The 22,988-nt window shown below is 64.7% G+C and carries 31 protein-coding genes; 3 read left to right on the top strand and 28 right to left on the bottom strand.

Annotated elements, in window-relative coordinates; translation table 11 throughout:
- Positions 1 to 17: 17 nt before the first annotated feature.
- The 3 genes from gctB to KQI17_RS04570 all read right to left on the bottom strand — a co-directional run bounded on the left by gctB (position 18) and on the right by KQI17_RS04570 (position 2,329).
- Positions 18 to 824, bottom strand: a complete 807-nt coding sequence (gene gctB, locus KQI17_RS04580) for a glutaconate CoA-transferase subunit B (protein ID WP_022018816.1) — start codon at positions 822 to 824, stop codon at positions 18 to 20.
- Positions 825 to 842: 18 nt separating this feature from the next.
- On the bottom strand, positions 843 to 1,940 hold the full coding sequence (locus tag KQI17_RS04575) for a CoA transferase subunit A (RefSeq protein WP_216495023.1): 1,098 nt from the start codon (positions 1,938 to 1,940) through the stop codon (positions 843 to 845).
- A gap of 137 nt (positions 1,941 to 2,077) precedes the next feature.
- Complete coding sequence (locus tag KQI17_RS04570; protein ID WP_216495022.1) at positions 2,078 to 2,329, bottom strand: hypothetical protein; 252 nt, start codon at positions 2,327 to 2,329, stop codon at positions 2,078 to 2,080.
- An 18-nt stretch (positions 2,330 to 2,347) separates the two neighbouring features.
- Here KQI17_RS04570 and KQI17_RS04565 point away from each other — a divergent pair, with 18 nt between their 5' ends.
- Positions 2,348 to 3,151: a mechanosensitive ion channel family protein gene (locus KQI17_RS04565; RefSeq protein WP_216495021.1), complete on the top strand. Its 804-nt coding sequence runs from the start codon at positions 2,348 to 2,350 to the stop codon at positions 3,149 to 3,151.
- Positions 3,152 to 3,207: 56 nt separating this feature from the next.
- Here the strand turns inward: KQI17_RS04565 and KQI17_RS04560 are convergent, their stop codons facing one another.
- From KQI17_RS04560 to KQI17_RS04455, 22 genes are all read right to left on the bottom strand, one after another.
- On the bottom strand, positions 3,208 to 3,855 hold the full coding sequence (locus tag KQI17_RS04560; protein WP_216495020.1) for a M15 family metallopeptidase: 648 nt from the start codon (positions 3,853 to 3,855) through the stop codon (positions 3,208 to 3,210).
- Positions 3,848 to 4,036 (bottom strand): hypothetical protein, encoded by a 189-nt coding sequence (locus KQI17_RS04555; protein ID WP_022018813.1) that lies wholly within the window; start codon positions 4,034 to 4,036, stop codon positions 3,848 to 3,850. The genes KQI17_RS04560 and KQI17_RS04555 overlap by 8 nt, the downstream gene beginning before the upstream one ends.
- The gene (locus KQI17_RS04550) at positions 4,033 to 4,332 is read right to left on the bottom strand and encodes a hypothetical protein (protein WP_216495019.1); all 300 of its coding nucleotides are present in this window, start codon (positions 4,330 to 4,332) and stop codon (positions 4,033 to 4,035) included. The genes KQI17_RS04555 and KQI17_RS04550 overlap by 4 nt, the downstream gene beginning before the upstream one ends.
- A complete protein-coding gene (locus KQI17_RS04545; RefSeq protein ID WP_216495018.1) occupies positions 4,329 to 4,625 on the bottom strand; it encodes a hypothetical protein in 297 nt (98 codons plus the stop codon). Before KQI17_RS04545 ends, KQI17_RS04550 begins: the two co-directional genes overlap by 4 nt.
- Positions 4,622 to 5,197: a hypothetical protein gene (locus KQI17_RS04540; protein ID WP_216495017.1), complete on the bottom strand. Its 576-nt coding sequence runs from the start codon at positions 5,195 to 5,197 to the stop codon at positions 4,622 to 4,624. The genes KQI17_RS04545 and KQI17_RS04540 overlap by 4 nt, the downstream gene beginning before the upstream one ends.
- 4 nt (positions 5,198 to 5,201) lie before the next feature.
- Positions 5,202 to 6,263: a baseplate J/gp47 family protein gene (locus tag KQI17_RS04535; RefSeq protein ID WP_216495016.1), complete on the bottom strand. Its 1,062-nt coding sequence runs from the start codon at positions 6,261 to 6,263 to the stop codon at positions 5,202 to 5,204.
- A gap of 6 nt (positions 6,264 to 6,269) precedes the next feature.
- Positions 6,270 to 6,626 (bottom strand): hypothetical protein, encoded by a 357-nt coding sequence (locus KQI17_RS04530; protein ID WP_371821956.1) that lies wholly within the window; start codon positions 6,624 to 6,626, stop codon positions 6,270 to 6,272.
- Complete coding sequence (locus tag KQI17_RS04525) at positions 6,616 to 7,020, bottom strand: hypothetical protein (RefSeq protein WP_216495014.1); 405 nt, start codon at positions 7,018 to 7,020, stop codon at positions 6,616 to 6,618. The genes KQI17_RS04530 and KQI17_RS04525 overlap by 11 nt, the downstream gene beginning before the upstream one ends.
- A 4-nt stretch (positions 7,021 to 7,024) precedes the next feature.
- On the bottom strand, positions 7,025 to 7,957 hold the full coding sequence (locus KQI17_RS04520) for a hypothetical protein (protein WP_216495013.1): 933 nt from the start codon (positions 7,955 to 7,957) through the stop codon (positions 7,025 to 7,027).
- Entirely contained in the window at positions 7,954 to 8,517 is a 564-nt protein-coding gene (locus KQI17_RS04515) for a LysM domain-containing protein (protein WP_371821954.1), read from the bottom strand. Before KQI17_RS04515 ends, KQI17_RS04520 begins: the two co-directional genes overlap by 4 nt.
- A 14-nt stretch (positions 8,518 to 8,531) precedes the next feature.
- Positions 8,532 to 9,071, bottom strand: coding sequence for a hypothetical protein (locus KQI17_RS04510; RefSeq protein WP_216495012.1), 540 nt, complete (start codon positions 9,069 to 9,071; stop codon positions 8,532 to 8,534).
- Positions 9,071 to 9,460, bottom strand: a complete 390-nt coding sequence (locus KQI17_RS04505) for a hypothetical protein (protein WP_216495011.1) — start codon at positions 9,458 to 9,460, stop codon at positions 9,071 to 9,073. The genes KQI17_RS04510 and KQI17_RS04505 overlap by 1 nt, the downstream gene beginning before the upstream one ends.
- Before the next feature lie 12 nt (positions 9,461 to 9,472).
- Entirely contained in the window at positions 9,473 to 10,501 is a 1,029-nt protein-coding gene (locus tag KQI17_RS04500) for a phage tail sheath subtilisin-like domain-containing protein (RefSeq protein ID WP_371821952.1), read from the bottom strand.
- A gap of 12 nt (positions 10,502 to 10,513) precedes the next feature.
- Positions 10,514 to 11,014 carry a hypothetical protein gene (locus KQI17_RS04495; protein ID WP_216495009.1) on the bottom strand — a complete coding sequence of 167 codons (501 nt, stop codon included), beginning with the start codon at positions 11,012 to 11,014 and terminating at the stop codon, positions 10,514 to 10,516.
- A complete protein-coding gene (locus KQI17_RS04490; protein WP_216495008.1) occupies positions 11,011 to 11,334 on the bottom strand; it encodes a hypothetical protein in 324 nt (107 codons plus the stop codon). The genes KQI17_RS04495 and KQI17_RS04490 overlap by 4 nt, the downstream gene beginning before the upstream one ends.
- Positions 11,331 to 11,699, bottom strand: coding sequence for a hypothetical protein (locus tag KQI17_RS04485; RefSeq protein WP_216495007.1), 369 nt, complete (start codon positions 11,697 to 11,699; stop codon positions 11,331 to 11,333). Before KQI17_RS04485 ends, KQI17_RS04490 begins: the two co-directional genes overlap by 4 nt.
- 30 nt (positions 11,700 to 11,729) lie before the next feature.
- Positions 11,730 to 12,764, bottom strand: a complete 1,035-nt coding sequence (locus KQI17_RS04480) for a phage major capsid protein (RefSeq protein ID WP_216495006.1) — start codon at positions 12,762 to 12,764, stop codon at positions 11,730 to 11,732.
- Positions 12,765 to 12,777: 13 nt separating this feature from the next.
- The gene (locus tag KQI17_RS04475) at positions 12,778 to 13,131 is read right to left on the bottom strand and encodes a hypothetical protein (protein WP_216495005.1); all 354 of its coding nucleotides are present in this window, start codon (positions 13,129 to 13,131) and stop codon (positions 12,778 to 12,780) included.
- 65 nt (positions 13,132 to 13,196) lie between these two features.
- Complete coding sequence (locus KQI17_RS04470) at positions 13,197 to 14,114, bottom strand: hypothetical protein (protein WP_216495004.1); 918 nt, start codon at positions 14,112 to 14,114, stop codon at positions 13,197 to 13,199.
- The gene (locus KQI17_RS04465) at positions 14,111 to 15,277 is read right to left on the bottom strand and encodes a serine/threonine protein phosphatase (RefSeq protein WP_216495003.1); all 1,167 of its coding nucleotides are present in this window, start codon (positions 15,275 to 15,277) and stop codon (positions 14,111 to 14,113) included. Before KQI17_RS04465 ends, KQI17_RS04470 begins: the two co-directional genes overlap by 4 nt.
- Positions 15,274 to 16,545 (bottom strand): PBSX family phage terminase large subunit, encoded by a 1,272-nt coding sequence (locus KQI17_RS04460; RefSeq protein ID WP_216495147.1) that lies wholly within the window; start codon positions 16,543 to 16,545, stop codon positions 15,274 to 15,276. The genes KQI17_RS04465 and KQI17_RS04460 overlap by 4 nt, the downstream gene beginning before the upstream one ends.
- 5 nt (positions 16,546 to 16,550) lie before the next feature.
- On the bottom strand, positions 16,551 to 16,856 hold the full coding sequence (locus KQI17_RS04455) for an XRE family transcriptional regulator (RefSeq protein ID WP_216495002.1): 306 nt from the start codon (positions 16,854 to 16,856) through the stop codon (positions 16,551 to 16,553).
- Between the two features lie 428 nt (positions 16,857 to 17,284).
- Between KQI17_RS04455 and KQI17_RS04450 the strand changes: the two genes are divergently transcribed.
- Entirely contained in the window at positions 17,285 to 18,706 is a 1,422-nt protein-coding gene (locus KQI17_RS04450; RefSeq protein WP_216495001.1) for an APC family permease, read from the top strand.
- Positions 18,707 to 18,855: 149 nt separating this feature from the next.
- On the opposite strand, the gene recG is transcribed toward KQI17_RS04450, so the two are convergent.
- From recG to thyA, 3 genes are all read right to left on the bottom strand, one after another.
- Positions 18,856 to 20,904: an ATP-dependent DNA helicase RecG gene (gene recG, locus KQI17_RS04445; protein WP_216495000.1), complete on the bottom strand. Its 2,049-nt coding sequence runs from the start codon at positions 20,902 to 20,904 to the stop codon at positions 18,856 to 18,858.
- A gap of 95 nt (positions 20,905 to 20,999) precedes the next feature.
- Positions 21,000 to 21,479, bottom strand: coding sequence for a dihydrofolate reductase (locus KQI17_RS04440; protein WP_216494999.1), 480 nt, complete (start codon positions 21,477 to 21,479; stop codon positions 21,000 to 21,002).
- Positions 21,480 to 21,490: 11 nt separating this feature from the next.
- On the bottom strand, positions 21,491 to 22,321 hold the full coding sequence (thyA, locus tag KQI17_RS04435) for a thymidylate synthase (protein ID WP_216494998.1): 831 nt from the start codon (positions 22,319 to 22,321) through the stop codon (positions 21,491 to 21,493).
- A 200-nt stretch (positions 22,322 to 22,521) separates the two neighbouring features.
- Here thyA and KQI17_RS04430 point away from each other — a divergent pair, with 200 nt between their 5' ends.
- A complete protein-coding gene (locus KQI17_RS04430; RefSeq protein WP_216494997.1) occupies positions 22,522 to 22,845 on the top strand; it encodes a hypothetical protein in 324 nt (107 codons plus the stop codon).
- The last annotated feature ends 143 nt before the right edge of the window (positions 22,846 to 22,988 follow it).

Here is a 22,988-nt window from a genome sequence, read left to right as displayed (position 1 = left end):
ATTTAATGATAACGGACTTACTTTTCCTTGGGGACCTTGATGAAGGCCTGGCCGGGGTCGATCTCCTCGCGGATGAGACGGATGATCTCGGCGGGAGGCGCCTCGAAGGTCTCCGCACGGGAGCAGTCGATCTCAAAGCCGGTATTCTCCTGAATGATCTCGGGCGTGACGCCGGGGAACATATAGGCGCAGTACATACGCTTGGTCTCGTCGTCGAACTTCATGATGCCGAGGTCGGTAACGACCATCTGAGGACCGCGGTTGCCGGGCAGGCCCGCGCGCTCACGGCCGCCGGGGCCGTCCATCCAGCCGCAGGAGGTGATGTAGTCGACGTGGTCGATGAAGCGGCGCTTCTGGTGCTGCATCATAATGATGGTGTTGCAGTAGGTGGCGATGCCGTTCGCGCCGCCGGAGCCGGTGAAGCGCGTGGTGGGCTGGAGATAATCGCCCTTGCCGAAAATGCAGGTGGAGTTCACGTTGCCGTAGGGGTCGATCTGCGCGCCGCCGATGAAGGCGACCAGACGATCCTCGTCGTGCAGCCACTCGTTGGCCTCAAAGCCGACGAAGCGGATGTTGGGCCACTGCACGGCGCAGTGCGCCATGAAGCGGTTGTCGCCGACGGAGCGGGGGACCTCAACGGGGTCGCAGTCCATCAGACCGGACTCGACGATGGGGTGGCAGCTCGGGCAGATCGCGCGCTTGGCGAGGGAGGCGCCGATGAGCGGCAGGCCGGTGCCGACGATGACGATCTGGTTTTCCTTGATGCTCTTGGCGATGGCGTAAGCCTGCATCTCCTGCTTGGTATACTTCGTATAATCAGACATTTCAATACCCCTCCTAACTTAGTGCGTCGTGGAATAGCCGAGATGCGGCTCGTTCTTCAGGCGCATCAGGCGGCTGCCGCCGATCTTGTCGAGCAGCTCGGCCTGGTCCTTGCAGCCGTAGACCCACTTGTTCAGATAATCCTCGAAGGTCTCGGGGATCAGCTCGCCCGCGGCAGCGGCCTTGGCAGCCTTCTCGGCAGCCTCGGCGGCCAGCTTGAGCTTCTCGTCGGCAGGCGCCTTCTCGAGCGCCTTGACGGCCTTGGCGGCAGCCTTGGCAAGCTGCTCGACGGCGTCGGCCTTGTCCTGATACTTGGAGGCCTTGTCGTACTCCTTCAAAGCGGCGTCGTCATCGTCGTAATAGTCATAGCACTGGGCGGGCCATGCGCCGTAGGGCGCCTTCACGACGGCCTGCACGCACTCGCCGAAGATGCGGGTCTTGGTGGGATCGCGGCGGATGTACTCGTTGGAGACGATCTCCTCGCAGGTGACGATGGTCTTGCGCGCGGCGACCGCGATGTCGATGTCGTGAAACTCATCGCCGCAGATGATGCAGGTGCCGTCGGGGCTGGCCTGCTGGACGTGGATGAGCGCGGTGTCGATCCTGGGAACGGGAACGGCGACGACCTTCTGGCCGGGGACCATGGGATTTTCGATCTCAACGCACTTGAGGTCTTCCATCTTGGGCATGGTCTTGCGCTTTTCCTCGCTGATGCCCCAGTATTTCATCAGGCCGCTGCCCTGCATCAGGCGCACCGGCAGGAACGGAAGGCCGAGGGAAGAGGCGTGCAGCATGAGCATCAGCACGTCCTGCGAGTAATCCTCGTAGGTCAGCTGGCCCTTCTCGATGGCGGCGCGGAAGCGGCGGGAAACGTTGGTGTAGCCGGAGTTCGCGGTGTAGCAGTTGATGTACGCCGCCACGCGGCCCTCGCCGATGAGCATATCGACCTCGCCGCCGCCGGGGCCGGCGTAGACGATGAAGTCCTTCTGACCCTGGCGCAGGATCTCGGAGACCGCCGCATAGGGCTTGCGGTTGGTGGTGAAGCCGCCGGTGGCGAGTACGTCGCCGTTTTCAACGTACTTTGCAACGGCATCGTGCAGTGACATGACCTTATTCAAGATAAAACCCTCCCTGTTTTTATTGGTTACGGTATCTTATTGCCAATGGGCCCCTGTTTGCATGAAACCTTTCAAAATCAGCCGACAGGTGCTCATACAGGCTTCATTGTAGATTATAGAGGAAAGCGTCCATTTAATCAATGAAAAAAGCAAAGAAAATCAAAAAAAAGTAGCCAAAATTTTTTTGCCATTTTTGTCGTATTCGCGAATTGCTTTCGACGCTCCTCGCTGCATTCCCCTTTTCTTTTTGCAGGAAAACTTGCACTTGTGAACTTTTTAACAGCATTTTTACACCCTTTCCCCTCGCTTTTTTCCGGCACGCAGGTGTTGCGCCAGCGTAAAAAAGCTGTTATCATACCCTTAGCTTCTGCCGCAAATTTCCGTATCATACCAAGGAGGTACCCTTTATGGAGCTTTTTGATTTCGGCATCCCCGCGCTGGACAAGGCGCTCAACCTCACCGCGACTGTCCTTTTGCTGCTGGCGCTCGGTATGCTGCTCATCCGCGTCATCCTGCGCCTGTGCGACCGCGCGTTTGACCGCTCCGCGCGTCTCGCGCCCTTCCGCACCTATCTGCGCTCGACGCTGCGCGCCGTGCTCTACATTCTCCTCGCGCTCGCCGTTCTCGGCTCGATCGGCGTGGAGATCACCTCGTTCGTCGCCCTGCTGAGCGTCGCCGGTCTCGCTGTGTCGCTCTCGCTGCAAAATACGCTCTCCAACGTCGCCGGCGGCGTCATGCTGCTCATCTCCAAGCCCTTCACCGTTGGCGACTACGTCTCCTGCGACGGCATCGAGGGCGCCGTCCGCGCCGTCGACCTCGCCTACACCACCTTCACCACCGTGGATAATAAGGAGATCTTCGTGCCCAACAGCCAGATCGTCACCGCCAAGATCGTCAACTACAATGCTCTCGGCCGCCGCCGTGTCGACCTGATCTACACCGCCTCCTACGACGCGCCGACCGAGACCGTCCGCACCGCGATCTTGGAGGCCGTCGCCGCCTTCCCGCAGGTGACGGACGAGCCCGCGCCCACGGTCGTCCTCAGCGAATACGGCGCGAGCAGCATCTCCTACCTCGTCAGGCTCTGGGTCTCCGCCGCGGACTACTGGACGGTCTATTACGGCATGAACGAAAAGGTCCGCGAGACCTTTGCCACCCACGGCGTCGAGATGACCTATGATCATCTCAATGTCCACATGATCAAGGACTGAATCAAAAAGGAAAAAAGAGGGAGGAGGCAAGCCGCTCGGCTTGCCTCCTCCCTTTCTCATTTCTCCAGCTCCCGCAAGCGCTTGAGAAACACCGCCAGCTGCTCGCGCGTGACGAACGAGCGGTACTGCTTGTTGCCGTTTCCGTCGCCCACGATCAGTCCGTTTTTCTCGGCCCACTCGCGCGCCTCCGCGCTCCAGTCCGCTGGCTCGCGCTGCGCGAGCGAGCGCCAGTAGCCCTCCATCAGCGTGTTGAACTGCTCCTGCGTCATCGTTTCCTCCTCTTCAAAGCGCGGCATCGGCGGCGGATACCGCCCCGCGCGCACCATCGACGAGGTGTATTTTCCGCCCCCGTCCCATTGAAAATGGGGCCGGTCGGGAAAGCTCCGCCAGTCGCCGCCCCAGGTGAAGCCCATCTCCTTGCCGAGCCTTCCCATCGCGGTAAAAAATCCCGGGTCGTCGTACTCGTGTCCCTTCACGTTCTTGCAAATATCGAACGCCAGCCCCACGCCCTTTGCGTGGAAGGTCGGCACCGTCGCCGTCCTGGCCGCGTAGCCCATCGAGACGAGGTAGCGCTGGTATTCCGCGTCGCGCACGGTCTGCACCACCAGCACCGGCAGCCCCCGCGCCGCCGCGCGCTCGATCAGCGTGCGGCAGTTCACCGCCACATCGGCGCGCAGCTCGCCGATCTCCCGACTGTTATACATCCTCGTCCTTCTTACTCTGTGTGCCGAAATAAAAGCCGATCACCGCCGTGTAGATCGTCATATAGTCCTGCGAGAGCGACCCGCAGCACTCCAGCACGCAGAACGTGATCGTCAGCGTGATCGTCACGATGCTCTTGACCGTAAAAAGATTTGTCAGCCGCTTGAGCGCCAGCTCCTTCATCCGTTCTCCTCCCATCCGTCGCAGTCCTGTCCGCTGCGCGCCTGTCTGCCGCAGGCGGCCTCAAACACGATGCCGCCCGTGGTGTTCTCCGCCTTTGCCTTGTTGTAATAAAAGCCCGCCGACGCGCCGTAGGCCCCCCAGGCGGCGCTCACCGTCGCCGCCACCCACGGCAGCGTGCCGAGATAGCCGTATCCCACCGCCAGCTGCGCCAGCGCGAAGCCCTCATAGGTGGTGTAGAGCACCACCGCGCTCTCGAGCAGGAGCAGCAGCTTGGAAAATGTCCATTTTCTTCTCATGCCGCCACCCCCTGTGCCAGCAGGGAGAATACCGCGCCGAGCAGCAGATAGAGCACACGGTCGGCCAGCGCCTCCCAGCGCTTTCCCGGCTTTTCCGTGATGCTCTGCACCGCGTTTCGGATTTCCTTCACATTGCCCTCCACGCTCTCCTGCCGCACGGCGAGCACCTCCACCGCCGTTACCAGTTTATCCAGAGCGTCCTGTCTGCGTTCCACCGCCTCCAGACGCTTCGCGCAGGCGTACAGGCGCTCGTCATTCTCCGTCAGGCGGACCGAGACCTCCTGCTCCGTCATACCGTCGGCACCGCCTTTTCAAAGCTCTCCCAGGTGTGCTCCGCGTCCTCGATGCCCTGCCACGTCCACGCGGCGGCCTCGCACTCCTCCCATGTCAGGAACCGGAAGTAAAAGTCCACCTGCAGATGGCACGGCATGATCTCCAGAATGATGTCGCGGATGCGCGCAAAGTCCTCCGGCTCGCCCGCTACCTGCGGGAAGGTCACGCGCACCACGCCCTGCTCGTCCGTCTCCGCGGCCACGGCGCGCACGCCGCAGCCGCTGATGGTCTGGTTGACCGCCTCGAGCGTGAAGCCGTCTCCCCCAACGCGCAGCAGCGACGCGATCGCCAGCCGACGCAGCGCCGGCGTCGTGCGCGCGCCGATGCGGGAGAACAGCCGCTCGCGGCGGGAAAGCCCCTCGTCCTCCGCTGTCATCAGCACGCCCTCACGCGCCGCCTTCTCCAGCGCCTCAGCTGCGGTGTCCAGTCCCTCGCCCGCAGCGTACAACTCCGCGCCGCTCAGGCTGCCCTCATCGAGCCGATAGACCCGCAGCGGGCGCAACAGCTCGCAAAGATAGTTGTAGTAGCCCATCGCCTCACGCCTCCGTCAGCTCGCTGAGCGTCACCGTGCCGAGCATCGGCAGCTCCGTCGCATCCACCGCCACATCCGCCGCCGGCGCGGTCAGATGCACGTTCTCCACGCCCTCCACACCGCAAAGCAGCGTCAGCAGCCTCGCCGTCGTCACGCTCTTTCCCAGCAGCCCGCCGGTGAACAGCATCTCCAGCGCGCTCTGCGCGCCGGCCTTGACCTCGGCAAAGGTATACCCCGGCGCCGCCTTGAGCGCCGCCGTCACCGCCACCGTCTCGACCGTCGGCGCGAGCACCTTCACATCCACCGCGATCTCGCGCTTTTTCTGCAAGTCCGTCTCGACCGCCGCGAGCAGCGCCGCGTCCGGAACGCCCGCGTGCGTCGCGATCACCACGTTCACCGTCCCGATGCCGCGGGCGCGGCCCACCGCCTTCGCCGCCGCCACGCCGGGATAGCGCATCGCCTCCTGCTCGTAATAGGCCGCGTTCGCGCCGTTCGGCAGTCGCTGATAGCTCGCCAGGACTCGCCCGCGCAGCGTCTCATCGCTCTCGGCGTCGCAGCCGCCGGAAAATGCCGCCGGGTTCGTGCACTGCACCACGCCGACCGGCATCGCCGACAGCAGCGTGACCGTCCCCGCGATCACATTGCCGCCCGCGCCCGCCTCCACAGCCTGCGCGGGCACGTCGGCCCATTGGCTGCCCACGGCAATGGCCGCGTCCTCCGTCGTCTCAAAGCGCACGCCCTCCGCGGTCATGCACACCGTGCCCTTTTCGATCGGGCACGCCGCCGTCACCTTGTCCGCCGCGGCAAATCGGATCACGCCGGCCGCTTTTTCCGCCGCCCCGCGCGTGATGCCGCGCGTTTCGGCATGATAGTCCAGATACGTTCCCTGCGCCGTCTGCGGGAAGCTTTGGTCAAGCACCCAGTCCGCCTGCATCAGCAGCGACTGCAGCTCTGCCGCGAGCGCATAGAGGCGCACCGCGCTGTCGCAGCCCTCGCTCGGCACAAAGCCCGCTCTCTGCGCGAACGTGCCGCGCAGCTGCTCATAGATCTCCGTCCATTCCTTCATCGTCTCTCACGCTCCTCTCACCGTCATCTCCAGCGCGGCGCTCTCGCCGTTCGCCGTCAACAGCACGCGCAGGGCCATGACCCCGTCCCCGCGCTCCGTCAGCTCCACATCCTCCACCGTCAGCGCCGTTTCCTCCGCCAGCGCCGCGGCGGCGTACAGCTTCGCCGCGGCAGCCCGTGCCGACGGCTTCTCGTTCCCGAGCCGGTACAGCTCGCTCCCCAGCTCCGGCAGGAAGGGAAAGCTCCCCCTCCGCACACTCAGCCGGAAGAGCGCCCTCGCCAGCAGCGCCTCGGTCCCGTCCACGCGCTGCTCTCCGCCGATGCCGTCGGGAAGATAGTCCCCGTTCTTCATTTTAAGCTCCACCGATAGCCTCCTCCGGCGCTTCATACGCTTTTCCGTTGATGTACAATTCTCCCGCGATCTCCACGCGCCCGTTCCGGCGCAGCGTGATGCTTGCGCCGCCGCCCACCGCGTAGAGACGCACCTCGCCGTCGCCCAGATCGTCCTGCTCCCGCGCGGCGTCCAGCGAACCGGCGACATACCGCTCCTCGCCGAGCGTGCCGCCCTTGATGACCAGCACGCGCTCGCCGTTTTTCGGCCGCCAGGCATACCCGCCCGGCGACGCGAGCGGAACGCTGCGCTCCTCTCCCCGGCTGAGCACGCCCACCGCGCTCCCGCCGATGGTCACGGTGCCGCTCTCCGCATTTGTTGTCTCCTGCGGCTCCTCCGTCCGTCGGAGCCTGCCTGCTACCCACATTTTTTCATACCTCCCACAGTGTCAGCTCCGTCGTCTCGCCGCGCGCGGAGAGCGTATGCAGCGTCTCGCTCACGCGGAACGTCCCCCGCACGCCCAGCCGCGCGAGTGACAGCTCCACGCGGTCCGTCGGCTCGGCGTCCACGCTCCCCGCGAGCGTGACCGTCAGCCCCCGCGCGTCCTCCGCGCTCTTTTCGATCTGATAGCGCCCCGTGTAGCGCAGCTCATTTACGCTCCGCGAGGGCACATACACCACGCGGCGGCAGCTCCCGCCGCGCGCGAGGAACGTCTCGTTCCGCACCGTCTGGCGCAGCTTCTTCGCACGGTTCACCGCCGTCACCTCGGAGAGTACGCCGTACCGCCTGTCGCGGTACGACGCCTCGATCACGCCCTCCGGCTCCTCCAGCACAAGTCTGCGTCCTTCCGCCGTGCCGCGCAGACACAGCACGCCCTCCCGCGTGAAATACGGCGTCAGTCCACAGCGCCGCGCAAAGCCCTCGATGGCCTTCCACCGGCTCGACCCGCTCGCCACCGCGTATTCGCCCGTGCCGTACACCTCGCCGCGCGGCTCCCATGCCACGCCGCACGCCGCCGCGTGGTCCTTCAATATCTCGCTGAGCGCCGCGCGCTGATAGGTCACCGCCTCAGCCTCGTTGTCGAGCAGCAGCGCGGCCATGCCGCGCCCCTCGACCGTCAGCACCGTCCCCTCCGCGCCGCACACGGCGCTCCACTCGTCGATCACGCCGCGGAACCGCGTCACGCCGTTCTCCGTTGCCGCAAAGCGGCAGGCCGCCTTCAGCACCTCCCCCATTTCGGCGCTGTAAAGGCACCTTGCCCGAAAGCTGTCGCACGGCACGCCGCCGGTGCGCCGCAGCCGCCATTCCAGCAGCGCCGGCAGCTCGTATACCTTGCCGCCAGCCGTTTCCACTCTGCCGGTCATGAAAGCCTCACCCGCTCTCCGGGATAGATCCGATTCGGGTTCGCGATCTGCGGGTTGAGCGCACACAGCGCGCGCACCGTTGTGCCGTTTCGCGCCGCGATAGCCCAAAGCGTGTCGCCCTGCACCACGGTGTGATACCGCGCTCCCGCCGTTCCCGCCGCGCTGCCGCCCGCCGCCGAAGTGCTCACTTCCTTCAGCGCCGCGCCCTCGCTTCCCGCCTCGCAGAACGCGAAGCGGTAGCGCACATAGTCCGGCAGCGGCTCCTGCACGACCTCCAGCTCGGTGAAGTAAGCGCGCGTCGTCATCCACACCGGATGCACCAGCACGCCCGCGCCCCCTCCGTAAAACACCGTCGCCAGCCGCTTGAATTCCTCATACGCGCCCTCTCCGGCAAATTCCCCCTCGCCCTCGAGCACGCGGCAGACCTGTCCGAGGTCCTGCGTCACGCTCCTGCCGAACGGCAGCTTGTGCTCCGCCACCACGCGGCGGAACGAAATGCGGTAGCTCCCGGGATTGCTCGGCCAGATGTAGTCCTTATATCGCATGGGCGTCAGTCTCACGTCCCCGCCTCCTCTCAGTAAAGATAGAATCCGCCGTCATAGCGCCGCGCGTCGCGCTCGATCTCTCCGCTCACGCTCCGCGCGGTGCGGAGGGCGTCTCCGCCCTCCGCCGAAACAAACGCCTCCGCCGCGTCATGCCTTCCCGCGCCGCTCTCCGGCGCGGCGGCGGATGCGCTCCGTTCCCCGCTCCCTCGCGCGCCGGCGTCCCCCGCCGCCGTGCGCGCAGACATCATTTTTTCTGCCGTCCGCCTTACGCTCCGCGAACGGTCCTCCGCATCGGCGCGGCCCTCGCTCTCCTCCGGCTCCGCCGCCGATGCGCCCTGCCTGAGCCGCAGATAACGCGCCATGTCAAAGCTCTCGTTCACCGTCTCGCCCGCACGGAACGCCTGCGTGCCGTCCTCCCATGCCGCGTCAGCGGAGTCCTGCCCCTCGTTCTCTCCCGTGGGCGCTCCCAGATACTGCCGCACCATCAGTCCGACCGCCGCAAGCATCGCCGCGCCGAGCTGCTCGGTCACGCGCCTTTGCTGCGCCGCGAAAACCGCATCGTCTCCCATCAGGCGTCCGTCTCCATGCGCTTACAGGAGATGACCGTCACCTTTTCCGCCACCGGCTCACCGAGCTTGCCCAGCTCCTCGATGTTGCTCCAGCGGCAATGGCTGTAGATGATGCGCTTGCCCGGGCGGCACACCACCACGGAAAAGTCGTCGAGCTCATAGAAGCTCACGCCGTCGCCGATGGCCTCGTCCGTCGCGTACAGGCGGCTGAGCTCAAGCGTATAGCGCGTCTGCCCGCCCACGGTCGCCACCGGCTCGCTCTCGCCGAAGGCCTCGACCTCGCGGCTCGTGCGCGACGCCTTCGCGCTGTAGCCCTGCACCACCGCCAGCTTTTTGCCGTTGAGCTCCAGATAAATGTCCCGGCTCGTCGGGATCGTCATATTTGCCATCTCTCCGCCTCCTTACACCGTGATGTGCGCGCTGAGGTAAATGCGGTTGAGCCCGTGCGCCACCGCGAAGCTGAACTCCACCAGGCACACCGTCGGATCGTCCTCTGACGCCTTCACGCTCACCTCGCCGAAGCTGTCGATGATCTCCTGCGCGCGCTTGTTTTCCAGCTCCACCATCACCTGCGAGCGGATCGCCGCGCGCACCTGCGCGGTGTTCTTGCTGCGCACGAAGCGCGCACGCAGCGACGCGCGCAGCGCGGGGATCACGTCGTCCACGATCCGCACCGTCGTCAGCTCGCGCCAGGTCTTGTCCGCCGCCCCGCCGGTGGTCGTGCGCGTCGTGATGCCGCGCACGATGCTCACCTCACCGCTCACACACTCCAGCGGCGTCACGCCGCCGGTGACCAGGGTATCCACCTGTGTGTCGTCGTAGCTCGCACTCAGGCCCGAAAAGCCCGCGAGCACCGCGCCGTTCACCGGCACGGACGGGTCGCTCTCCCCCGCGATGACTGCGGCGGCTGCCGCCGCCATACGCACATCGCCGGGCGCCGTGAGCACCATGCGCTCGCTGTTGAGCTTGCCCGCGCGCTCCACGAGCTTCGCCGCCGTCTCGCTCGCGCCGCCCGAAACCACGCCGATGCGCTCCCTCTGCGCGCCCGACGCCTTCTCCACGCTCGCGCGCAGCTTGAGCTGCACGTCCACGCTCGTGCTGTCGCACACGATCACATCGACCGCCTCCTGCTCCAGCGCGGCAAAGGCCGCCTCATAGCCGGTCGGCGTCGCCGCGGATACCTTCACCGCCTTGACCACCGCCGCGCCGTTGCGGTAGAGCGCCGCAAGCAGCGCCGCCATGCCGACCGTACCCTCCGCGTCCTCACCGAAGGCGCTCACGCCCTCGGCGTAAGAGGTCAGCGTCACCACCTCATTGGCTGTGCCCGTCGTGCTCACCGCCGCCGCGCCGAGGATCCTCGCGGTCTTTTTCCCGCCGATCACGCTCGAGGCGTCGTAGGACGAATACACGCCCGGGTGCTCATGTACCACCGTGTTGCCCACCTACTGCATCACACCTTTCAAAATAAAATCCGTCAGCACCGCGCTCTCCTCGTCTGCCGTCGCCACGAAGTAGGCCGTGCAGCGCGCGGTGCCCCGCCGCACGAACATACCGTACTCCTCGTCCCACTCCGTTTTCTCCCAGCTCAGCTCATCGAGCGTCAGCCCATCGGCAAGACCGTCCAGCAGCGCCTCGCTCACGGCCTCCGCCGTCTGCTCACAGCCGCGCGCCCCCTTGCGCCGCGGCGCGTAAACGTCCAGCGACGCCGCCATTTTGAGCTTCCTGCCGTACACCTCGACCGTCCGCCCGCTCTCCGCGTCGTACCGCTCGCCGAGATAGTTCATCAGTCCCGCGTGCGCCAGCTCCGCCTGCTTCGCGCCGACGGCGACCACGCTCCCACTTCTCTCGCGGAAGCGCTCGTCCTCATAGGCCTCCGCCGCGTCAAGACCAGCGGCCTTCAGCCGGCTCACGATCTCCGACCGCACCTGTCCCGCCGCCGTCATGCCGTCTCCTCCTCGCGATCAAGCACCGCCCAGTAGTGCGTCACCAGAGCGCCGAGCTTCACGCTCTCCGCGCGGCGGACGCGGTAGCGCTTTCCCTCGCAGAGGATATGGTCCCCCTGCGCCACGCTCACCTCCGCGCTGCCGAGATAACGCCAGCAGCGCCGATCCGCCGCGCCCAGCGGCCCGACGGAGAACGGCTCGCCGCCGCTCACCGCCGTAACGGGCTGCACGAAGCCGTGCGTCTCGCCCGTCTCCGCGCCATGCTCCACCGTCACGGTCATGCCGTAGCGGCGGAACGCCTGGTCGATCATGCTTTTCATCCCTTCACTGCGCAAAAGAAGAAGCCGCCTCCTTCCGTATACGGGGCCATCAGCTGCCGCGCGCTGCGCCGCAGCGCCGCGGCACGTTCGCTGTTCGCTCCGCCCCTGACCTCGACCGTCACGTCGCCCGCGCGGAGGGAGGACAGCTCCTCCGCCCCGCCGAGCCTTGCGTCCGTCAGCGCGGCGGCCGCCAGCCATGCGCTCGCGCAGATGAACGCGCCCTTGCAGTCCTCCGGCGCAACGCCCTCGCGCAGCTCGCGCTCGAGCGCCTGCGCGCTTGCCGCGCAGAGCCGTTTGAGCAGCGCCTCATCCTCCGCGCCGCAGGCGCAGATGCTCTTCGCCGTCTCAAGGATCTCCTCGTCCATCGCTCTCCCTCCTTTCGCTTCCTGCCGCCGTTAAACGGTCAGCACCTTGGATGCCTCCTGATAGGGCTTGGCAAAGCCCGAAATGCTCGTGATCGCCGCGCGCTCGATCTGGCGGTCGATGAGCTTGTCGTACTCCACCATCACCTCGCTGCCGCAGATGTGCTCGAGGGCATAGTTCTTATCGAGACCGATGAGCTTGCCCGCGGGAACGGCGGAGGTGCGCAGCAGCTTCGCGCCCAGCGGCGTGGAGAGCGTGCCGGTGCCCTGGAAGTTCAGGCCCGTCAGCGGGTTCTGGAACTCCGAGAGCTTGAGCATCTGCAGCATCACGTCGTTGGACACCAGCATCGTATTCATGCTGTAGGGGTCGAACTTGGACCAGAACTCCAGCAGCGCGCTGTAGGTCAGCGTGCCCGCCGTGCCGCTGATCTTGCCGCTGCCGCTGCCGATCTCGTAGGCGTCGGCGGCGTTGTTGTTGCCGTCGCCGTTCATCAGCACCTGCACCGCGTCGTCAAGATGCATACGGGCGATGTACGCGCCGATCTGGCGCAGGGTCACGGAAAACAGATCCAGTCGCTGGAAGCGGATGGCCTCGTAGCTCGCCACGAGCATACGTCCGCGCTTGTGGAGCTTCACCAGATTCTCCTGCGTGCGGATGGCGGTCATCGGAAGGACCGCGCCCTCCTCCACGCGGCGCAGCGCCTTGTCGTCGTCCGTCGGCACGGACGCGATGGTGCGGTAATCCATGCCGTCGAAGTTGGTCGTGGTCGCGGTGATCTCGGGCAGAATATCGCTCTCCATGCCCTGACGCACCACGCGCGAAACAAACTCGGGGAACAGCACCGCGCTGTCGGTCGTGTGGAAGAACTTCTCCACCATGTCGCTGCCCGCGCCCTTGACGTGGATGTCAAAGCGCTTGAGCTGACGCTGGAAGGCGTCCAGGCCCTCCAGTGCCGTGCCGCGGTAGTTTTCGCTCGGGTCCAGGCTTTCGAGCACTCTGGAAAAGCTCTTGCCGCTCTGGGCATACATACCCTTTTCGAGCTTCAGATTTTCATAGCCGTACGTCATTTTTCTCCTCCTCTTAAAGCATGATGGTCATGGTCTTGCCGGTCGTATCGACCTCGACGGCAAGGTAGCTGTGTCCGCCGCTGGTCACAACGCTCACGCCGCCGTTTCCGTCCGCCGCGAGCAGATTCCAGCCGACCGCCGGCGCGGTCTCGCCGCTGTACGGTACGCGCACAAGGCCGCCGAGCTGCACGCTGCACGCCTTGCCGTCGCGGCCCATCGCCGCCACCACGCCGCAGAAGCCGTCGTTCGCAGCGCACTTGCTCACCGTGCCGTTGGCGGACGCCTTGACGACCTTGCCCTCCTCGGCTCCTGTGCCCGCCGCGAAGGTGGCGCACCACGCGCCGATGCCCTCGTAAGAAATGCTCATCTCATTTCCTCCTCTTTTCTTCGTTATTTATTCCAAAAAGCGCTCCGCTTTTTTGGTTTCTCTGCTCACACGCAGAAGTCGCGCTCGTTTTCCTCGCGCACCTCACGCGGATCGACGATCTGCACGTTCGTACCGAGCTTTTTTGCCGCACGCGCGCCGAACGCCTTCTTCAGCTCCAGCAGCTCGCGCTCGCCGAGCTTTTCGGTCACGCTCTCGGCTACCGCACCGTCAAGCGTCTCGTCGGCTACCAGCATCAGGCGCCTCACCTCGCGGCGCAGCGCGCCGAGATAGCTTTTCCCCAGCGCGGAGAGCTTCTCCAGCTCCTCCAGCTCGCGCACCTGCGCGCGGCTGCCGCACGCGCGCACCATCGCCTTGAGCGAGCCCTCGCGCTGACCGAAGCGCTTGACCACGCCCGCCGCTCTCTGCGCGGGCACCGCCACAAAGCTCCACTCATAGGCGTCCGTGATGTCGCTGAGCACCGCGTAGCACAGCTTCCCGCCGTAATACTTTCCGCGCTCGTGCTCGCAGCGCCCCGCGTCCTTCCCGCAGATCGAGCAGCTTCGCTTCGCCGCGCTGCACCCGACGCTCACTTCTTTTTTGATGCCGCCCTCGATCTCCGCGATCAGCTCCGCGTTTTTCTCCGTGCGCAGCATATAGGCCCAGCCCTTGCACCAGCAGTATTTGTCGCCCGCCGTCGTGCGCGTCTCCTCCTCGATCACCTCCGCGCGGTAAATGCGCGCCGTCTGTCCGCCCGCCGACCAGCTGTGGTCGAAGATGCCCGTCCTGCCGACGAACAGCTCCGAGAGCTTCTCCAGCGCCGTACGGTCGAAGCGCTCAAAGTCGCGATCCACCTCGTTGTCGCACAGCTTCACCGCAAAGGTGTAGACCTCCTCCGCGCGCAGCTCCTTCTTCGCAAAGCGGTTGATGCGCGCCAGCTCCTCCGCCGTCACGGCGATGCCCGCTTCCTTTCCTTTCTCGCTCAAGTCTGTTCCTCCCTCTCGTCATTTTCCAGTCGGAGCCTGCGCGCCTGCTCGCGGTACAGCTCCGCCTTGGCCTCCTCCACAAGGTCCTGCAAATTGATGTCGTCCCACTCCACGGCAAAGCGGCAGCCGTAGCCATGCAGGCGCAGCCACAGCCGGCACACGCGCTCCACCATCGGCGTGAGCGTGCGCCGCAGCGCCGTGATCTCGCTCGTGAGCATATCCGCCTGCTGGCTGCTCATGCGCTCGGTGGACGACCAGCTCAGCCCCAGCAAAAACGGCGGCAGGCCGGTCTTGGCCACCAGCTGCTCGAGGATCTGCCGCACCGGCACCTCACAGTCGGGCATCACGTTGTCCGCGCCGATGGCGTGGATGCTCACGTCGCCCACGCTCACAAAGTCGCGCACGCTCCCGCCGCGCGTCTCCTGCATCGCGCCGGACCACTCCTGCGCCAGCAGCTCGGCCCGCTCGCGCGCCAGCGCGCCGTCCGGCTCCTCGCCCTGCGGCTTGTAGACCACCGCGAAGCGCACGTTGCCGCAGCGCTCCCAGTTCTGCCCCACCGCGTAGTAGATGCGCGAGAGCAGCTCTGCCATAAAGGGCATCGAGCGCAGCAGCGATACGCCGTAGGGATTCTCCGACTCCGGCAGCAGCGGCGTGAAAAGCACCAGCTCCTGCCGCGGCAGCTCGCGCAGCCTCCCCGCCGCGTCGTAGCCGCAGAACCGCACATCCAGCGCCGTCTCGCCCTCGCGCAGAGCCAGTTGCTCCACGCGGTGGCACAGCACCGCCGCGATCTCGCGTCCCTCCGCGTCCGGCACGATCTCGCCCACCGCGCGTCCGTTCGTCAGCAGCGAATCCAGATACTTGTCCAGAAAGGCGTTGAAGCCCACCTGCGCGTGTCCCACATTCACCGTGCGCAGGAATTCGCCCAGCTCCTCCTGCGCCCGCTCGTCCTCACACAGCACGCGGAAGCCGCCGCTGAGCCTCACCAGCTTTCCGATCGCCGCGTCCACGATCGGCACCGCCTCGCGGACGCTGCGGTAGAGCGCCGCGTCCGCCCCGCCGAGCGGCATATAGCCTCGCAGCGCCGCAAAGGGATGCCCTCCCCTCTCGCGCACCTGCACCGCCGCGGCCGCGCCGCCCGTCTGCTCCTTTTTCCTTCGTTTCACCGTTCTGCCGCTCCTCTCCAGTTCGTCGTTCTTGTCACCGCGCACGCGGTCGGCATCGCGCCGCGCCCCGCCGCCACAGACATCGCAAAGTATCGCATCTCGTCCATCGCGTGATCGTTCTCCTTGCGCGGCACGTCGTGTCCGCTCCCGTCGTTCACCCATTCGTAGCTCTCCATCTCCCGCAGGCAGTCCTTGCAGCTCCGGCAGATCACGAGCCTCCTCTTCTTCAGAAGATCCGCCGTCACCCGCAGTCCGTCCGCCACCGCGTTGTTCGCCCGCATCACGCGGAAGCCCCTGCGCCGCAGCGTCTCGATGAAGCTCGCCGCCGACGGGTCCACGATCACGCGCTCGATCCTTCTTCCCCGCGTCAGCTCCTCGAGCGCGTCGACGTATTCCTCATCCGTTTTCTGCCGGCCCTCCGTGCGGGAATCGTAGTAGTATTCGTCCACGCGGTACCACACGCCGTCCTTGAGCGCCCACAGCCCCATGCTCGTCGGGTTCACCGTCCCGTAGTCCACGGAAACGCGCAGCCTCTCCCACGGCTCCGCGGGCGCCTCCTGCGCGTACTCCCCCGGCGCGTAGAAGTCGTAGATGCGCCCCTCCGCCGCCGTCCATTCGCCCAGCACGAAGCGGCGGTAGAAAATGCCGCTGTACATGCTCTCGTACCGGGCGCGCACCTTCGCGCTCAGCGACGGATTGTCCGCCATCGTGAAGTGGAGATAGAGCGCCCTTTTCTCCTCGGCCCGGCACACCCACTCCCGGTAGAACCAGTGGTTCGGCCCCTCGGGATTGCAGCTGAACCACAGCCGGCTCCCCTCGACCGAGCAGCGCGCGCTCGCCTGCTCGACAAACGAGCGCGGCATCAGCGCCGCCTCGTCAAACAGCACTCCCGCCAGCGTCATGCCCTGGATCAGCGCGGCGCTCGCCTCGTTCGCCCCGCCGAAAAGATAGAACCGGTTTTCCCGTCCGCGCCGCCGCACGATCAGCAGCTTTTCGCTCCGCTTCTCCTCGCAGGCAAAGCCCAGCCTTCGCAGCTGCGGCAGCACCGTTTCCAGCAGGTTGCGCCGCAGCGCGCCCACGCTCCGCCCGCACAACGCGAACTGCCGGTCGGAAAAGCACGCCATCGCCCAGAAGAAAAAGCCCATTCCCATCGCCAGCGTCTTGCCCGAGCGGATGGCGCCGTCGCAGATGATCGCCGCATAGTCCTCGTATTCCCTCCTCGCCCACCAGACGAACGCCTTCCTCTGCCGCAGCGAGAGCGGTATCATCTCCTTCACGCTTCCTCCTCCGCCTGCACCATCGCGCGGAAAAACTCCTCCGCCTCGCAGCCCTCGCCCTCCAGCATACCGGCCAGCGCCTGCAATGCCTTCACCCGGTCGATGAACCGGATCTCCACGCTCCCGAGGTTGCTGCGGCGGAACTCCGCCACCGCGCCGAGGTCCAGCCGTCGGATCTCGTCCTCCGTCGGCTCCTGGCAGTAGGCGAGCTTCACCGCGTCGTTTGCCCGCGCCAGCGCCATTTCGTACAGTCTCTGAATGACGCGCTCACGGGTCGCCTTTGCTCGCATTCCTTCGATCACATCCCTTCCGCCGCCGTCCCCGGCTCTCCCGCATTTCCTTCTTCCCTGCGCGGGCTGCACCGGTTCCGGCCGCCGTTCGTTTTCACCCGTAGCCGCCCACCCCCGTTTTGTTGCACGTTTCCGTGCGTCAAGCGTTCAAAAATTTTTATTTTCCCGCTTTTTCTCATTTTAACGAAATCTTTACAGTCAAAATATCCAACGATTTACCCGTCAATTCGTCACATTCACAAAAAATTCATATTTTACCTCTCTAAAGCGTCAAAACGATTGCTTTTTTTGAAGCATCGCTTTATAATTTTTGCTATGGTTTCGCCGTTCCCTGAATGGGCGGGCTTCTTTTTTACACGGCGGATACCGGAATACCCCCCCGCCGAATTTTTGATACGGCGGACTTTGGGAAGATCCCCGCCGGATAAGGAGTGACAGCAATGGAAAACAAGCTCGAAAAGAAATACGGCCTCTTCACCGCGATCTGTATGGTGGTCGGCATCGTCGTCGGCTCGGGCGTATTCTTTAAGGCGCAGGTCATTTTGCAGAAGACCGGCGGCGATATGCCGCTCGGCGTCCTCGCCTGGCTCATCGGCGGCGCCATCATGATCGTCTGCATCCTCGCCTTTTCCGCCATGGCGCAGAAATACGAAAAGGTCAACGGCATCGTCGACTATGCCGAGGCCATCGTCGGCAAGCGCTACGGCTACTACATCGGCTGGTTCCTTTCCACCACCTACTATCCCACGCTCACCTCGGCGCTCGCCTGGCTGAGCGCCCGCTATACGCTGGTGTTCGTCACCTCCGTCGATCCCGATTTCCCGCTCATCGTTCCGGCCGAGGCGGGCGGCTGCATCATCGGTCCCGAGTGCCTCGCGCTCATGCTCTTCTACATGGTCTGCGCCTACGCCGTCAACGCGCTCTCGCCGAAGCTCGCCGGTAAGTTCCAGGTCGCCACCACCGTCATCAAGTTCATTCCCCTCGCGCTCATGGCGGTCGTCGGCATCATTTTCGGCCTCGCCAACGGGATGCTGACCAACAACTTCACCACCCCCGCCGTCGGCTACGAGGTCACGGGCAGCCCGCTCTTCGCCGCCGTCTGCGCCACCGCCTTCGCCTATGAGGGCTGGATCATCGCCACCTCCATCAACGCCGAGCTCAAGGATTCCAAGCGCAATCTGCCCAAGGCTCTGCTCATCGGCGGCCTCATCATCGTCGCCACCTATATTCTCTATTACATCGGCGTCGCCGGCGGCGCCACCAATCAGGAGCTGTGCGACTCCGGCGCGACCGCCGCGTTCATCAACGTGTTCGGTCCCGTTCTCGGCAACATCCTCAACCTCTTCATCGCCATCTCCTGCATGGGCACGATGAACGGCCTGATGCTCGGCTGCTGCCGCGGCCCCTACTCCCTTGCCGCCCGCGGCGAGGGCCCCCACCCCGAGCTTTTCAGTCAGGTGGACAAGGTCTCCAACCTCCCCAACAACTCCGCCATCCTCGGCCTGTTCTACTGCGCCGCCTGGGGCCTCTACTTCTATCTCTCCAACCTCGCCGGCACCTGGAGCCATGCCGTCGCCTTTGTCGGCACGCCGTTTGAAAGCGTCATTTTCTTCTTTGATCCCACCGAGCTGCCCATCATCACCATCTACGCCCTCTACATTCCGATCTTCATCAACTGGATGAAGAAGGCGACCGACGAATCCGCGCTGCGCCGCTACGTCATTCCGACGCTCGCCATCTGCGGCTCGGTCTTCATGGTCATCGCCTGCCTCATCGGCCACAAGATGGGCAACTTCTGGTACCTGCTCACCTTCGCGGTCATCATGCTCATCGGCAAGCGCTTCGCCAAAAATAACGCCTGAGCCCGTCTCATTCACCGGATACCCTGAAGCAAAAGCGGGGCAGAGAGCCGTTCGGCCCTCTGCCCCGCTTCCTTTATTCCTGCCCATCACCGGCTTTTTCCCGTGAAAAAACGACCGCTCCCGCGGTCGTTTTCGTTTTCTGTTCGGTTTCAATTCAGCGCCTCGGCGTTGAGGTCAAAGAGCTCGCGCACCCGCGCGTGCAGCGCCGGGTGTCCCTCCAGCCTCGGGTCGAGGGCGAGCAGCGCCTCCGCCGCGCCCTGTGCCTCATAAAGCAGCTCCATGTCGCAGGCGAAGTCCGCCACGCGCAGCGTCGGCAGACCGTGCTGCCGCGCGCCGAAGAAGTCGCCCGGGCCGCGCAGCTTCAGATCCTCCTCCGCCAGCGCAAAGCCGCTCTGCGTGCGGCGCATCACGTCGAGCCGCGTTTTATTGTCCTCGCCGCGGTTGTCGGAAACGAGGATGCAGTACGACTGCCATGGCCCGCGCCCCACGCGCCCGCGCAGCTGATGGAGCTGCGAGAGCCCGAAGCACTCCGCGTTCTCGATGAGCATGACCGAGGCGTTCGGCACGTCCACGCCGACCTCCACCACCGTGGTGGAAACGAGCACGTCGATCTCGCCCGCGGCGAACGCGCGCATGACCGTTTCCTTTTCCTTCGCTTTCATTTTTCCATGCAGAAAACGCACCGTTCGGTTCGGAAACACCTCTTTCTGCAATTTTCCCGCATAGGCAGTCACCGCCTTGCGCTCGTCGGGCAGCTCGCCGTTCTCCTCCACCATCGGGCAGACGATGTAGGCCTGCCGTCCCTCCGCGAGCTGCTTTTCGAGGAAGGAGTAGATGCGCTCATGGTAGCTCGACAGCACAGCGTAGGTCTCGATGCTCCGCCGTCCGGGCGGCAGCTCGTCGATCACCGAAACGTCGAGGTCGCCGTAGATCATCAGCGCCAGCGTGCGCGGGATGGGCGTTGCGGACATGACGAGCAGGTGCGGGTTCTCACCCTTGGCTCCCAGCGCCGCGCGCTGGTTCACGCCGAAGCGGTGCTGCTCGTCGGTCACGACCAGCCCGAGGTTCTGATACGAAACGTCCGGCGAGAGCAGCGCGTGCGTGCCGATGGCAAGGTCGATCTCCCCCGCCGCGAGCTGCTCTAAGATCGACCGCCGCGTTTTCGCCTTGGTCGAGGCCGTCAGCAGCGCACAGCGCACGCCAAGCTTTTCCAGCAGCGGCGCGAGCGTGTGATAGTGCTGCTCGGCCAGAATTTCCGTCGGCGCCATCAACGCCGCCTGCAGGCCGTTTTTCGCCGCGAAGTAAATTCCCGCCGCCGCGACCATCGTTTTGCCGCTGCCCACGTCGCCCTGCACCAGCCGGTTCATCGGCCGCTCCGCCGTCATGTCGCGCAGAATATCGTCCACCGCGCGGGCCTGCGCGCCGGTGAGCGAGAACGGCAGTGCGCCGAAAAACGGCGTCATATCGACCGCCGCGCAGGTCTTGCCCTTTACGGTCGTCCGCCGTGCGCGCAGCAGCCGCAGCCCGAGCGTGAGGAAGTACAGCTCCTCGAACGCGAGCCGCCGCCGCGCCGCCGCCAGCGCCGCGTCGTCCGCGGGGAAATGGATATTCTCGTAGGCATACCGTACCCCGCACAGCCCATGCTGCTGCCGCAGCTCCGCAGGGAGCAGGTCGGGCAGCCGGTCCGCTCCCTCGTCCAGCCCCTGCCGGATGGCGCGGTGGAGCAGGCTCTGCCCCACGCCCGCCGTCAGCGGATAGACCGGCACGATGCAGCCGGTGACGGCGTGCAGCCCCTCCCGCTCAAAGACGGGATTCGTCATCGTCCGCCGCAGCAGCGTCCCCTCGACCGTACCGTAGAACGTGTAGCTCTCGCCCACGTGGAACGTGTTTTTCAGGTACGACTGGTTGAAGTACGTCAGCTCCAGCGCGGCGCTCTCATCCACCACGCGCAGCTTGACGAGCTCCAATCCCTTTCGGATGCGCGAGAGCTTCGGCTCCGACGCCACCATCGCCGTCACGCAGGCGCGCTCACCGACCTGCAGCTCCGCGATGCGGCGGCTCTCCCGCCGATCCTCGTAGGCGCGCGGGAAATAGGAGATGAGGCTTTTCAGGTCTGTGATGCCGAGCTTCGCAAGGCTCTTCGCCCGCGCCTCGCCCACGCCCCTGACAAAGCGCACATCGGTATTCAGCTCCGCCACGGCCCTCGCCTCCTCTCAGAAAATCTTTTTTCATTATACTCGTTTTCTCCGCATTTGAAAAGGGCCTTCCGCTCTTGCGGAAAGCCCCTGTTTCCTTACGTTCTTCGGACGTAATCGACATAGCGGAAGCGCAGGCCGTTTTCCTCCTGCCATTCCCCCACCGTCTCCGCTGTCCAATCGGGCGCGGCGTCGAGGTTCGGAAAGAAGGCGTCCACCCCCTCCGCCGCGGCGTCCACCTGCGTCACCAGCACGCGCTCGCAGCGCGGCAGCAGCGCGCGGTAGAGCTGCGCGCCGCCCATGAGCACGGCATCCTCTCCCGCCAGCGCCGCGGCCTCCCCGACGCTGCGCGCGACCTCCACACCCTCGCGCGGCGCCATCGTCGTGCTCACCACGAGGTTCCGCCGGTTCGGCAGCGGTCTGCCGCCCGGCAGCGAAAGCAGGGTATTCTTCCCCATCACGACGGTCTTTCCCGTCGTGAGCGCACGGAAATGCTTGAGGTCGGCGGAAATATGAAACAGCAATGCGTTGTCCCGGCCGATGGCCCAGTTTTTGTCCACACAGACGATGGCGGTCATAGCGTTCTCCTTTACACCGCGATGGGGATTTTTGCCTCGAACGGGCAGGGCTCATAGCCCTCGAGCCGGAAGCTGTCCTTTGTGAAGGCATAGAAATCCGTCACGCTCGGGTCGATGAAAAACGCCGGCGCGGGCTTCTCCGGCTCCGAAAGCATCTGCTCGATGATGGGCACATGGCGGTCGTAGATGTGCGCGTCCGCAATGACGTGCACCAGCTCGCCGGCCTTGAGCCCGCTGACCTGCGCCATCATGTGGACCAGCACCGCGTACTGCACCACGTTCCAGTTGTTCGCCGCCAGCATATCCTGACTGCGCTGGTTCAAAATGGCGTTGAGCGTATCGCCCGACACGTTGAAGGTCATGGAGTAGGCGCAGGGATAGAGCGCCATTTCATGCAGGTCGGCAAAATTGTAGAGGTTCGTCAGGATGCGCCGCGAGGCAGGATCATGCTTCAGGTCGTAGAGCACGCGGTCCACCTGATCGAACATTCCTTCTTTATATTGGTGCTTCACGCCGAGCTGGTAGCCGTAGGCCTTGCCGATGCTGCCGCTCTCGTCCGCCCACGCGTCCCAGATGTGGGAGGAAAGCTCGTGGACGTTATTGCTCTTTTTCTGCCAGATCCACAAAAGCTCGTCCACCGCGCTCTTCCAATAGGTGCGGCGCAGCGTGAGGATGGGGAATTCCCTTTGCAGGTCGTAGCGGTTGACGATGCCGAATTTCTTGACCGTGTGCGCCGGGGTCCCGTCCTCCCAGCGCGGACGCACGGCAAGCTCCGTGTCCCACACGCCGTTTTTCAAAATGTCCTCGCAGTTCCGGCGAAAAACCTGATCGGCATAGCTCATATCCTGACCTCCCGGGATCGTTGATTTTTTCTATCTTACCACAGCCGGCGGACAGCCGCCACTCTTTTTTTATTTTTTCGCAAAAATTGCTCTCCCCTGCATTTCGCGCCGAAAAAGCATACATCTCATACCCTCGTTTCCCAATTTTTGGAAAAAATTGCTATGCTTGGTTCCAACGATAAAATCTGCAGAAAAAGGAGTTGAAGCCGATGTCGTCGTGGGTCGCCTGGCTGATCGCCGCCGTGAGCACCACCGCCTTTCTCGTCCTCTGGTTCTGGGAAGTGCGGCGCGTCCTGCGCAGTCGGCGCAGCGTGGTGGAAAGCGCCGCCGCGCAGCTCTCCGCCTGCCGCCGTCAGGCCGCCGGCGTGCGCTACGATCCCGAGCTCGCCCAGATCCTCGCGCGCAGCGAGAGCATCTACCGGCAGGCCGTCGCGCACTATAACGATACGCTTTGCAAGCCGTGGTGCTACCTGCCAGGCCATCTGCTCGGCTTTGACCGCGACGCCGGGGGCGACGATCTCTGACCGCCGGATCGCTCCATACCAAAAATAAGCATCCACCCGCCAAGCGGGTGGTTTTGCTTATGCGGGCAAAGCCCTATGTTCCTCGCGCACGCGTCAAACGCGTAAGTACGGTCTGCCAGCTGCGCAGGATTGTTACTTGCCGC

The sequence above is a fragment of the Oscillibacter sp. MSJ-31 genome, assembly GCF_018918025.1.
Classification (GTDB): Bacteria; Bacillota; Clostridia; order Oscillospirales; family Oscillospiraceae; genus Hominicoprocola.
This window is presented reverse-complemented; position numbering and strand designations above follow the sequence as displayed.